The sequence below is a fragment of the Allobosea sp. NPDC055594 genome (assembly GCF_053618995.1).
In genome coordinates, this window is the sequence record NZ_JBSHIO010000007.1 from 92,901 (window position 1) to 105,039 (window position 12,139).

9 protein-coding genes are annotated in these 12,139 nt (G+C 67.1%); 3 read left to right on the top strand and 6 right to left on the bottom strand.

Annotated elements, in window-relative coordinates; translation table 11 throughout:
• The first annotated feature begins 13 nt into the window (after positions 1-13).
• Positions 14-763 carry a phosphonate metabolism transcriptional regulator PhnF gene (phnF, locus tag ACWGRX_RS15700; protein WP_452118295.1) on the top strand — a complete coding sequence of 250 codons (750 nt, stop codon included), beginning with the start codon at positions 14-16 and terminating at the stop codon, positions 761-763.
• 126 nt (positions 764-889) lie between these two features.
• Here the strand turns inward: phnF and phnE (ACWGRX_RS15705) are convergent, their stop codons facing one another.
• From phnE (ACWGRX_RS15705) to ACWGRX_RS15725, 5 genes are all read right to left on the bottom strand, one after another.
• The gene (gene phnE, locus ACWGRX_RS15705; RefSeq protein ID WP_291635648.1) at positions 890-1,744 is read right to left on the bottom strand and encodes a phosphonate ABC transporter, permease protein PhnE; all 855 of its coding nucleotides are present in this window, start codon (positions 1,742-1,744) and stop codon (positions 890-892) included.
• Positions 1,741-2,622 carry a phosphonate ABC transporter, permease protein PhnE gene (gene phnE / locus ACWGRX_RS15710; protein ID WP_452118296.1) on the bottom strand — a complete coding sequence of 294 codons (882 nt, stop codon included), beginning with the start codon at positions 2,620-2,622 and terminating at the stop codon, positions 1,741-1,743. The genes phnE (ACWGRX_RS15705) and phnE (ACWGRX_RS15710) overlap by 4 nt, the downstream gene beginning before the upstream one ends.
• 187 nt (positions 2,623-2,809) lie before the next feature.
• The gene (phnD, locus tag ACWGRX_RS15715; protein WP_291635651.1) at positions 2,810-3,724 is read right to left on the bottom strand and encodes a phosphonate ABC transporter substrate-binding protein; all 915 of its coding nucleotides are present in this window, start codon (positions 3,722-3,724) and stop codon (positions 2,810-2,812) included.
• A 61-nt stretch (positions 3,725-3,785) separates the two neighbouring features.
• Positions 3,786-4,604 (bottom strand): phosphonate ABC transporter ATP-binding protein, encoded by an 819-nt coding sequence (gene phnC, locus ACWGRX_RS15720; protein WP_452118297.1) that lies wholly within the window; start codon positions 4,602-4,604, stop codon positions 3,786-3,788.
• 77 nt (positions 4,605-4,681) lie between these two features.
• On the bottom strand, positions 4,682-5,296 hold the full coding sequence (locus tag ACWGRX_RS15725; protein WP_452118298.1) for a TetR/AcrR family transcriptional regulator: 615 nt from the start codon (positions 5,294-5,296) through the stop codon (positions 4,682-4,684).
• A 135-nt stretch (positions 5,297-5,431) separates the two neighbouring features.
• Here ACWGRX_RS15725 and ACWGRX_RS15730 point away from each other — a divergent pair, with 135 nt between their 5' ends.
• Positions 5,432-6,544, top strand: a complete 1,113-nt coding sequence (locus ACWGRX_RS15730) for an efflux RND transporter periplasmic adaptor subunit (RefSeq protein ID WP_291645929.1) — start codon at positions 5,432-5,434, stop codon at positions 6,542-6,544.
• Positions 6,541-9,624 (top strand): efflux RND transporter permease subunit, encoded by a 3,084-nt coding sequence (locus ACWGRX_RS15735; RefSeq protein WP_452118299.1) that lies wholly within the window; start codon positions 6,541-6,543, stop codon positions 9,622-9,624. The genes ACWGRX_RS15730 and ACWGRX_RS15735 overlap by 4 nt, the downstream gene beginning before the upstream one ends.
• A gap of 274 nt (positions 9,625-9,898) precedes the next feature.
• Here the strand turns inward: ACWGRX_RS15735 and pbpC are convergent, their stop codons facing one another.
• Complete coding sequence (gene pbpC / locus ACWGRX_RS15740; RefSeq protein WP_452118300.1) at positions 9,899-12,049, bottom strand: penicillin-binding protein 1C; 2,151 nt, start codon at positions 12,047-12,049, stop codon at positions 9,899-9,901.
• Positions 12,050-12,139: the final 90 nt, after the last annotated feature.

Sequence of the window (12,139 nt, forward strand, 5' to 3'; positions counted from 1 at the left end):
AGATGAAATTTTCATGACGGATGCGGTTTCCGAGACTGCGACCGGCGAAGCCGGCACGGCCTGGCGGCGGATCGCCGATGCGCTGGCGGCGTCGATCGAGCAGGGCGAGTACCGGGCGGGCGATACGCTGCCGGCCTCGGTGGCGCTCGCCGAGCAATATGGCGTGCACCGCCACACCGTGCGGCAGGCCTTTCGCCATCTCGCCGAGTGCGGGCTCGTCACGGTGTCACGCGGCCGCGGCACTCAGGTGACGGCACCACGCTTTCCCTACCGGCTCGGCCGCCGGGTCAGCATGCGCACCAATTTCGGCGCCGCCGGTATCGCCGTGTCGAGTTCGGTGCTGGCGGCCGAGATCGTCGCCGGCGAAGCGCAGCATTGCGCGATGCTGGGGCTAGCCGAGGGTACGCTGCTCTGGGCGATCGAGACCCTGAGCCGGGCGGGTGGGACGCCGGTCGGCACCGGCATCCACTATCTCTGCGCCGAACGTTTTCCGGGCTTCGACGCGATCCTGCGCGAAGCCGGGGGCTCGATCACCGCCGCCTTCAAGGCCTGCGGCATTCCCGATTATGTCCGGAGTTCGACAAGGCTGGCGGCGCGGCTCGCCACCGAGCGCGAGGCGGCGCTGCTCTCGATCGCGCCGGGCTCGGCGGTGCTGCAGACCCATGGGCTCGACGCGCTGCCGGACCTGACGCCGATCCACATCGTCAACAGCGCCTTCGCCGGCGAGCGCATGGAGATGGTGGTCGAGCCCTTCGGGGAGTGAGGCCCGGGTTGGCCGTCGCCGTCATGCTCGCCCTCGTGGCGAGCATCCACGTCCTGAACACCCTGTTCGATCAGTGAAGCAAAGTCGTGGATGGTCGGGACAAGCCCGACCATGACGGGGAGAATGTCAGATCGCCCGCTTGCCGATGATGGCGTGGCGCAGCTTGCCGGAGATGAAATCGATCGTCGTCACCGCCGCCAGGATCAAGAGGATCAGGAAGGAGACCTGCTGCCATTCGAGCGTGCGGATCGTCTCGGCGAGATAGAGGCCGATGCCGCCGGCGCCGACGATGCCGATGATGGTCGAGGAGCGGGTGTTCGACTCGATGTAATAGAGCACCTGGCTGGCGATCACCGGCAGCACCTGCGGGATCAGCCCGAAGCGGATCTCGTGCAGCTTGCCGCCGCCGACCGAGGCGACACCGTCGACAGGCTTGCGGTCGGCGGCCTCGATCGCCTCCGAGAACAGTTTGCCGAAGGCGCCGAGATCGCTGGTCATGATGGCGAGCATGCCGGCAAAGGGACCGAGGCCGACGACATTGACCCAGATCAGCGCCCAGATCAGCGCGTCGACGCCGCGCACCGTATCCATCGAGCGACGGGCGAAAAAGTGGACGACGCGGTTGGCGACGACGTTCTTGGCGGCGAGGAAGCCGAGCGGGAAGGCGAGGATCGCCGCCAGGATGGTGCCGAGAAAGGCGATCGCGATGGTCTCGAACAACGCCTTCACGAAGATGACGGCCCGGGCGAGCGAGCCGGGATCGGGCGGCAGCATCAGCACCACGAAGGTGCCGAGATTGGCGAAGCCGGCGAAGAACCGTGCGAAGGAGGTTTCGAGCGTGCTCAGCCCGTAGACGAAGAGTCCGACGAGGCCGCCGATGACGGCGAGGGTGATGATCCTCGCCTTGAGCGAGCCGTCGATCGCGGTCTTGTGGCGGGCGACGAGCGCAGCGCGGTCGGCGGCCGAGAGGGCGAGGCTCATGGGCGATGCTCCAGGCTCAGCAAGGCGTGGCGCAGACGCTCGGTGCCGTAGTCGATCAGCATGACGGTGACGATGATCAGCAGCAGGATGGCGCTGACATCGGTGAAGTAGAATTTGCGGATCGCCTCGATCAGGTCCTGGCCGATGCCGCCTGCACCGACGAAGCCCATGATCGAGGCGCCGCGGACATTGATCTCGAAGCGCAGCAGCGTGTAGCTCGCGAAATTCGACAGTACCTGCGGCACGACGGCGAAGCGCACGGTCTGCCACCAGCCGGCTCCCGTGGCGGTGAGGCCGTCGACCGGCTTCATGTCGATGTTCTCGACGACTTCGGAGAAGAGCTTGCCCATCGCGCCCATGGTGTGGATGGCGATGGCGAGCACGCCCGGCAGCGGGCCGAGGCCGAAGGCGATGACGAAGATCAGCGCGAAGACGATCTCCGGCACGGTGCGGCAGAATTCGAGGAAGCGGCGCGTGACCCAGCGCAGCCCGGTCGAGCGGCCGAGATTGCCGGCGGCGACAAAGCAGAGGAGGAAGCCCCCGACAGCGCCGAGCACGGTGCCGACATAGGCGATGACGACGGTCTGCCAGAGCAGCTTCAGCCAGCCATTGATGCCCCAGTACCATTCCTTGAGATCGGCACCCAAGGTGGCGAGCCGGAGCGTCGGCATGGTCTCGAGGATGTATTTCGGGAAACGCCAGGCGTTCTCGGCGAATTTTTTGAGATCGACCTCGGCGCCGATGCCGGCGAGCACGACGCAGACGGCGAAGATCGCGAGGCCCAGCAGGGTCTGCAGGCGCTTGGCCGCCATTTCGCGCCGGTAGAGCTCGGCATGGGTGGCGATAGCGGGGGCGTCGGAGGCGAGAGGGAGCGTCATGGGATGATAAGCCCTGGCCGGAGAGGCGCGGGGAACCCCTCTCCCGGATGGGAGAGGGGTAGGGGTGAGGGCCAGCCGGCAAACGCCAGAACGCGGTGCGGCCACTCCAATGTCGAGCATGCCGTGGTGAGGGCGGTCCCTCACCCCCGGCCCCTCTCCCATCCGGGAGAGGGGAGAGGGGCTAGGCTTACGAGGACTTCTTCTTGCGAAGCGCGTCGACGAACTTGTTCAGCTCGATGATCGGGTCGTAGGCCTTGTTGTCGACGGCGACGAGCGGGCCCTGCTTGCCTTCATAGATCTTGTCGAAGGCGGCCTTGTCCTTGGTGGTGATGTTGAGGACGGCGTCGCGGATCTTGGCCTTGAGCTCTTCCGGCAGGTCGCTGAGATAGGCCAGCGGCGAGTTCACGATCTGCTCGGACTTGAAGATGATCCGGAAATCCTCGGCCTTGACCATGTTCTTGCGAGCCATGCGCTGCAGGTTCGATTCCTGCTCGTCGTTCCACCAGTTGGCGGCGACGTCGACGGTGCCCTGCTGCAGGGCGATGACGGCGTTCTCGTGGCTGCCGGTGTAGACGACCTTGCCGAAGAAGGTCTCGGGCTCGATCTTCATGCCGTTCAGCGCGAAGCGCGGGACATTGTTGCCGGAGGTCGAGTTCGGGTCGACCAGGCCGAGATTCTTGCCCTTGAGGTCCTCGACCTTCTGATAGGGCGAGTCCTTCTTTACGTAGAAGACCGAATGATAGCCCTTGGTGCCGTCGAGATTGGTCTCGATGGCGAAGGCATCGACCTTGGCGCCGGTCATGCGGGCGCGAGCGAAGGAGGACGGGCCATAGGAGGCGATGTGGATGTTGCCGGCGCGCTGGCCTTCGATGATCGCGGCGTAGTCGTTGGCGATGCGCAGCGTCACCTTGGTGCCGAGTTCCTTCGAAAGATAGTTGACGAAGGGGGTGTAGCGCTCGGTCACGCCCGAGGCGTTCTCGGCCGGGATGATCGCGAAGACGAGTTCGGGATATTTGGCTTTCCAGTCCTGCGCGAAGGCGGGGGCGGCGAGCGTCGCGGCGAGGCCGGCGGCAAGCGTCAGGGTATGACGACGGGTCAGCATGAGAGTGCTCCTTAGGGGGTAGTCTGGTGGTCGGGGTAGGCGTTGCCTGCGGAGGATCCGCTCAGGCGACGTTCTGTCGGATGCGCCGCGCCTCGGAGGTGGCGATGGCGTCGAGCGCATCGAGCGCCTCGGCGCCGGCGTCCTTGGCCTCGATGCCGTAGAGCTCGGCCGCGATCTCGCTGGTCAAAGCATGGGGCGGGCCGTCGAACACGACTTTGCCGGCGGCCATGCCGATCAGCCGGTCGCAATACTTCGCCGCGATGTCGAGATGGTGCAGGTTGGAGATGACGGTGATGCCGTCCTCGCGGTTGATCCGGAACAGCGCGTCCATGACGATCTGGCAGTTGCGCGGGTCGAGCGAGGCGATCGGCTCGTCGGCGAGGATGATCTGTGGCTCCTGGACCAGAGCGCGGGCGATGGCGACGCGCTGCTGCTGGCCGCCGGACAGGGTCTCGGCGCGCTGCGCCAGGAGATGGCCCATGTCGAGCCGCTCGAGCGCGGCGATGGCGCGGATCTTGTCGTCCTGCGAGAAGCTCTTGACCAGGGTCAGCGCCGCCGAGCGATGGTTCAGGCGGCCGAGCAGGACATTGGTCAGCACGTCGAGGCGGCCGACGAGGTTGAACTGCTGGAAGATCATGGCGGTGTCGCGCCGCCAGCCGCGCAGCGCCGCGCCGCGCAAGGCAGTGACGTCGCGCTCGCCGCTGAGGAGGCGCCCCTCGCTCGGGTCGGAAAGCCGGTTGAGCATGCGCAGCAGGGTCGACTTGCCGGCGCCGGAGCGGCCGATCACGCCGACCATCTCGCCTCGCGGGATCGACAGGGTGACGTTGTCGACGGCGGCCTTGCCGCCGAAACGCTTGGTCAGACCCTCGATACGCAGCATCAGCAGCTCTCCTCGCAATCGCGAGCGAGCCCTATCGGCGGTAGATGACAGTGCCGTGACGCGGCCCGCGCCCCGGCTCAGGCACCGCGCAGCAGCAGATCGACACAGGCCTGGACATAGCGCTGGCGCGCTTCGGCCGGAGCCGGCGGCACGCCGAGCAGGCCGCGCGCCTGGTGGAAGCCGCGCAGCATGCCGATGAACTGCTCCGCCAGCAGTTGCGCGCGGGGCTCGTCGATCGCTCGCGTGAAGCCATCACCGGATCGTGAACGCTCGCCGATCAGGGTGCCGAGATCCTCGATCATCCGTGCCGCGCCGGCCTCATAGGCGGCGCGTCCGAGCTCGGGATAGCGCGTCGCCGCGCTGACGATCAGGCGGTGCAGGTCCAGCGAGGCAGGATGCAGCATCATCGCGAGCGCATCCTCGCCGAGACGGATCAGCGCGGCGCGCAGATCCGCCCCAGGATTCAGTGCTTCTCGCAGCGGAATCGTCAGCTTTTCAGTGAGCTCGGCGCAGATCGCCTTGAACAGCGCCTCCTTGTCGGCGAAATGGCTGTAGATGGTCTGCTTCGAGACGCCGGCGCGCTGGGCAATCTGGCCGAGGCTCGCGCGGTCGAAGCCCTCGGCCAGGAACATCTCGGCGGCGGCGCGGGTAATCGCGCCATGCTTGTCCGGCCGCGATTTCTCGGTCGGCATTGCCCTTGCTTCCCTTGCGGCGCGCAGTGTACGGCGCTGACTCGACGGGCCTATCATGCTTCCGCCCTTTTGGGACTTTATCGAACTGGACCGTCCAGTCTAGATTTCGCGCGCGGCACCGGAGCGTCCAGCCTCATGAAGCGTTTCATCCTCTTCCTCGTCATCGCCGGGCTGGCAGGCGGTGGCTATTATGCCTACCAGAAGCATTTCCGGCCGGTCGGCCAGCCGGCGCAGGCGGCCGCGAATGCGCCGAATCCGGGCGTTCCCGTCGAGGTCGGCGCGGTCGAGAGCATGACCGTCAACGAGGAGGTCGAGGCGCTCGGCACCCTCGCCGCCGATGAAGCGATCATCATCGCCTCCGAGATCGCCGGCCGCGTGATTTCGCTCGGCTTCCGCGAGGGCGAGCGCGTCCAGGAGGGGCAGGAGCTGGTCAAGCTCGACACTGCCATCCTCGACGCCGAGCTGAAGCAGGCGCAGGCGGACCTCTCGCTGGCTCGCGACACCTATGACCGCAATCGTTCGCTGGTCTCGCGCGGCGCCGGCACGCAGGTGGCGCTGGAACAGGCGACCGCCCAGCTCGCCTCGCATGAGGCGCGCGTTCAGCTGGTCCAGTCGAAGCTCGCTCAGGCGACGATCAAGGCGCCGTTCACCGGTGTGGTCGGGCTGCGCTCGGTCGGCGTCGGCGACTATATCTCGGTCGGCAAGCCGCTGGTCGCGCTCACCAATATCGACCCGATCAAGATCGATTTCCGCGTGCCCGAGATCTTCCTGACCCAGCTCAAGGTTGGGCAGCCGGTTCAGCTCAAGGTCGATGCCGTGCCCGACCGGCCGTTCTCCGGCCAGATCTTCGCCATCGATCCGGTGGTCGACATCAACGGCCGTGCGGTCAAGCTGCGCGCCAAGGTTCCAAATGGCGATCTCGTGCTGAAGCCGGGCCTGTTCGCCCGCCTCACCATCGTCGTCAACCAGCGCGAGAACGCGCTGGTCGTGCCTGAGACGGCGGTGGTGCCGGACGGCATCGGCAAGATGGTCTTCATCGTCGAGAACGGCAAGGCCAAGCGCATCCCGGTCGAGCTCGGCAAGCGCCTGCCGGGCAAGGTCGAGATCGTGCGCGGGCTGAAGCCCGGCATGCAGATCGTTACCGCCGGGCAGATGCGCCTGCGCGAGGGCTCGACAGTCTCGATCAAGCAGAAGGCGAGCGTTCAGACGAGCGCGCTGCCGGCCGCCGTTCCGGGCGCGGTGCAATGAGCCTGTTCGAGCTCTTCGTCCGTCGGCCGGTCCTCTCCACCGTCCTCAGCCTGCTCGTCGTCCTGATCGGCTTCGTCTCCTATACGCGCCTGACGGTGCGTGAATATCCGAACATCGACGAGCCGATCGTCTCCGTGCAGACGACCTATCGCGGCGCCAGCGCCGAGATCATCGAGACGCAGGTCACGCAGATCCTGGAGAACTCGATCGCCGGCATCGAGGGCATCGAGACGATTACCTCGACCAGCCGCCAGGAGCGCAGCCAGATCTCCGTGCGTTTCCGCCCGGATGTCGACCCCGACGTCGCCGCCTCCGATGTCCGCGACCGCGTCAGCCGCGTGCGCGGGCGCCTGCCCGACGAGATCGACGAGCCGATCATCGCCAAGGTCGAGGCCGACGCCCAGCCGGTGATGTATCTGTCGCTGACCAGCACGCGTCATTCGCCGCTGGAGCTGACCGATTTCGCCGACCGCTTCATCGCCGACCGCGTCCAGAACATCACCGGCGTCGCCGAAGTCCGCATTCTCGGTCAGCGCCAATACGCCATGCGGATCTGGCTCGATCGGGCCCGGATGGCGGCCTATGCCATCACCGTGCAGGAGGTCGAGGCGGCGCTGCGGGCGCAGAACGTCGAGATCCCGTCGGGCCGGATCGAGAGCAACGACCGCGAATTCACGGTTCTCTCGCAGACCAGCCTGAACACGCCCGAGCAGTTCCAGCAGATCACCGTCAAGGATGCGAACGGCTTCCCGGTCCGCCTGCGCGATGTCGCGCGCGTCGAGCTCGGCGCCCGTGAAGAACGCAACGCGGCCTGGTTCAAGGGCAGCCCCTCGGTGACGATCGGTATCGTCAAGCAGGCCGTCGCCAACCCGCTCGACGTCTCATCCGGCGTGCAGCAGGCGCTGCCCGGCATCATCGAGGACCTGCCCGACGGGATGTCGATCGCGACCTCCTACGATACCTCGATCTTCATCGATCGCTCGATCAAGGCGGTCTACACCACGATCGCCGAGGCGGTCGTGCTGGTCGTGCTGATCATCTTCCTGTTCCTGCGTTCGCTGCGCGCGACGCTGATCCCGCTCGTCACCATCCCGGTCTCGCTGATCGGCGCCTTCGCGCTGATGTATGCGCTCGGCTTCACGGTGAACACGCTGACGCTGCTGTCGATGGTGCTCGCCATCGGCCTCGTCGTCGACGACGCGATTGTGGTGCTGGAGAACATCCACCGCCATATCGAGGACGGCATGGAGCCGACCAAGGCTGCGATCAAGGGCATCAACGAGATCGCCTTCGCCGTGGTCGCGATGACTCTGACCCTGGTCGCGGTCTATGCGCCGATGGCCTTCTCGACGGGGCGCACCGGCAAGCTCTTCATCGAGTTCGCGCTGACGCTCGCCGGCGCCGTGCTCGTCTCCGGCTTCGTCGCGCTGACGCTGACGCCGATGATGTGCGCCAAGCTCCTGCGCCACGAGAACAAGCACAATTTCCTCTACAATGCGCTCGAACGCTTCTTCGAGGCGCTCTCCAGCGGGTATCGCCGCTCGCTGCGCTTTGCCCTGTCGGTCCGGCCGCTGATCGTGCTGCTGGCGCTCGGTGTCGCCGGCGGCAGCTATTATTTCTTCACCAATCTGCGCTCGGAACTGGCCCCGGTTGAGGATCGCGGCACGATCACCGCGATCGGTGTGGCTCCGGAAGGGGCGACCATGTCCTTCACGGCCGACTACGCCCGGCGCGTCGAGGACTATTTCAGCAAGATCCAGGAGGTCGAGACCTATCTCGTCATCGTCGGCTTCCCGGACGTGACGCGCGCCATCGCCTTCGCCCGGTTGAAGCCCTGGGAGCAGCGCCAGCGCAAGCAGCAAAGCCTGGTGGCCGAGATCAACAAGGGATTGTCGCAAATCCCCGGCATCCGGCTCTTCGCCACCAACCCGCCTTCGCTCGGCCAGGGCGGCGCCAACAGCAAGCCGGTCGAGTTCGTGCTGCGCTCCTCGGATTCCTATGCCGAGATCAAGCAGAACGTCGACCGCCTGATCGCCGAGGTTCAGGGCCATCCGGCGCTGACCAATCTCGAGACCAACCTGATCCTCGACAAGCCGCAGATCAAGGTCTCGATCGACCGGCAGCGCGCCGCTGATCTCGGCGTCGGCGTTGACGTGATCGGCCGCACCATGGAGACCCTGCTCGGCGGCCGCCAGGTGACGCGCTTCAACATGAACGGCGAGCAATACGACGTGATGCTGCAGGTCGCCGGACAGGACCGCAACACGCCGCAGACGCTGCAGTCGATTTATCTGATGGGCCGCGGCGGCCAGGTCGTGCAGCTGTCGAGTCTCGTCCGGGTCGAGGAGAATGTCGCGCCCAAGGAGCTGATCCGCTTCAACCAGCTGCGTTCGGCGACGATCACGGCCGTGCCGGGGCCGGGCTATTCGCTCGGCGACGCGCTGACCGTGCTGGAGCAGGCGGCGGCGCGGATTCTACCCGCCTCCTACCAGAACGACTATTCCGGCCAGAGCCGCGAGTTCAAGCAGTCGGGCTCGTCGATCCTGCTCGTCTTCCTGCTGGCGCTCGGCTTCATCTATCTGGTGCTGGCGGCGCAGTTCGAGAGCTTCATCGACCCGGTGGTGATCATGGTCTCGGTGCCGCTCTCGATGACAGGAGCGCTGGCGGCGCTGTATTTCACCGGCGGGACGATGAACGTCTACAGCCAGATCGGGCTGATCACGCTGGTCGGTCTGATCACCAAGCACGGCATCCTGATCCTCGAATTCACCAACCAGCTGCGCGAGGAAGGCAAGGAGATGCTGGAGGCGCTGGTCGAGGCGGCGGAGCTGCGCCTGCGCCCGATCCTGATGACCACCGGCGCGATGGTGCTGGGCGCGGTGCCGCTGGCGCTCGCCTCCGGCGCCGGCGCCGAGAGCCGCTCGCAGATCGGCTGGGTTATCGTCGGCGGCATGACCTTCGGCACCTTGCTCACGCTCTATGTCGTGCCGGTCGCCTACAGCTATCTGTCGCGGGCACGGCGGCCGATGCATGGCGAGGAGGCGGAGACCGCAAAGGCTCATCCGCAGCCGGCGGAGTGAACGACGGCGTCGAGCGGGTGATACGCTGCTTTGGAGCGCGCTGATTTCGCGCTGAAACACTTCGTCATCCCGGCCGCAGCGCCGGGATCCATCGAAGAGCGCCGGATCCCTACGATGGATGGATCCCGGATCTGCGCGGCTCTGCCGCTTGTCCGGGATGACGGTGTGGTTCGGAGAAAACCCGGCAGGCTCTAAGCAGACATCGATGAAGTGCCTGTCGGTGGTCCCGGGTCTTGCTTCGGTCGCCCGGGACGACCTCGTCTTTCGTTGATCCCTATTGCAGCCTGACCGAGACGCTCTCGCTGGCGCCGGCGGCATCGACCACCGAAATCCGCACGAAACCCTTGCCGGGCGGCTGCCATTCCGTCTCGCGGCGCCGGACTGGACCGGTGATCGGCGCGCCGTCGACCAGCCAGGTGAAGGGAGCGACGCCGCCGGCGACCTTGAGTCCGAGCTGGGGGCGCCCGCCCTCGGGAGCCGAGGCGGCAAGATCGATGCGGGCGCCTTCGGGTGGGAAGGCGAGCTTCAGCCCCGGCGTCGCCAGCGCCGCCACCGTCTTGGGCACATCCTGGCGCAGATGGCGCAAGGGCGGCGGCAGGGTCGCGCTGGTCGCGGCGATCACGCCGGGAGGCTGCACGAAGGGGCGGGGGTCGTGGCCGATCCGGGCGAAGGCGTCGAACAGGATCGGCGCCGCAACCGCCCGCCCGACGAGGCCGGGCACCGCGCCGTTATCGGCCCGGCCGACCCAGACGCCGATGGTGTGCCGGCGATCGAAGCCGACGGCCCAGGCATCGCGATAGCCATAGGAGGTGCCGGTCTTGTAGGCGATCCGCCCCGGCGCGGCGTTCAGCGGCGGTGGCGCGCCGAGCAGCGTGTCGGCGACATAGAAGGCGGCGACCGGCTCGACGAGGCGCAGCGGGACGGTGCCGGGATCGGTCGCAGCCGTGACCTTCAGCGGCACGACCTCGCCGCCGCGGGCGAGTCCGACATAAAGCCGGGTCAGGTCGGAGAGCGTGATGCCGAGTCCGCCGAGGCCGATGGCGAGGCCGGGCGCGCCGCTCTCCCTGGGCATGGCGATGGCGGCGCCGGCATCCTTCAACCGCGACAGGAAACGCTGCGGGCCGAGCGCCGAGAGCAATTCGACCGCCGGCAGGTTGAGCGAGAGCTGCAGCGCCTTGCGGGCGCTGACCATGCCCTGGAAGCCGAGGTCGAAATTCTCGGGCACATAGAGACCGTAGCGGGTCGGCCGGTCTTCCAGCATGGTCTCGGGATGGGCGAGGCCATTGTCGAAGGCGAGCGCGTAGATGAAGGGCTTCAGTGCCGAGCCGGGTGAACGCAGGGCCTGCGTCAGGTCGAGCGAACCGGCGCGCCCGGCATCGAAATAGTCGACGCCTCCGACCGAGGCGCGGATCTCGCCGGTCTCGTTGTCGGCGACGAGGATGGCGATCGAGAGCTGCGGCCCCTGGCCGATGGCGCGCTCGCGGGCGAGCTGTTCCAGGCTCGCCTGCCAGCGGGCATCGAGGCTGAGGCGATGCCGCTTCTGCTCGGGAGAGCCGGCGACGACCTGCTCGGCGGTATGCGGCGCCAGCGCCGGGAAGGGTTTTCGCGCCGTCGGTATCGGCTCGTCGCGGGCGGCGGCGACTTCGCCCGGCGTGACGAGACCGGCGGCCTCGGCCCTGGCGAGCACGCGTTCGCGGGCCTTGCGTGCGGCCTCCGAAAAACGGTCGGGCCGGCGGGTTTCCGGCGATTGCGGCAGCGCGACCAGTAGTGCCGCCTCGGCGGTCGAGAGCCGTTTCGGCTCCTTGCCGAAATAGGCGAAGCTCGCGGCGCGCACCCCTTCGAGATTGCCGCCGAAAGGAGCGAGCGTCAGGTAGAGGTCGAGGATCTCGGTCTTGCTGAAGCGCTGCTCCAGTTCGAGCGCGCGCACCGCCTGCCTGAGCTTGGCCGAGAGCGAGCGTTCCTGGCGCGGTTCGAGCAGGCGGGCGACCTGCATGGTCAGGGTCGAGCCGCCGGAGACGATGCGGCCATTGCCGAGCATCTGGCCGGCGGCGCGGATCATGCCCTGCGGGTCGACGCCGCGATGGTCGTCGAAGCGCTTGTCCTCATAGGCTTTCAGCATCGACAGATAGCGCGGATCGACATCGGCGGCGCCGACCGGAAGCTTCCAGCGGCCATCGGCGGTGACGAAGGGACGCAGCAGCTTGCCCTCCCGGTCGAGCACCACGGTCGAGCGGTCGCTGGCGGCGGCGAGGTCGAGCGGCGGAAGGGTGGAGGCGTACCAGAGCAGTGCGCCGGTCGTCGCGGCTGCCAAAGCGAGGGCGCTCAAGCTGGCATATGCGAGGCGGTGGCTCTTTCCTTCTCCCCCTGCGGGAGAAGGTGGCCCGAAGGGCCGGATGAGGGGTCGCGCGAGCTTTCCCGCTGCCATTTTTGTGATGAGACGCCAGCGGTCAAATGTCGCGCGACCCCTCACCCCAACCCTCTCCCGCAAGGGGAGAGGGAGTGGCGTGTCGTCCCG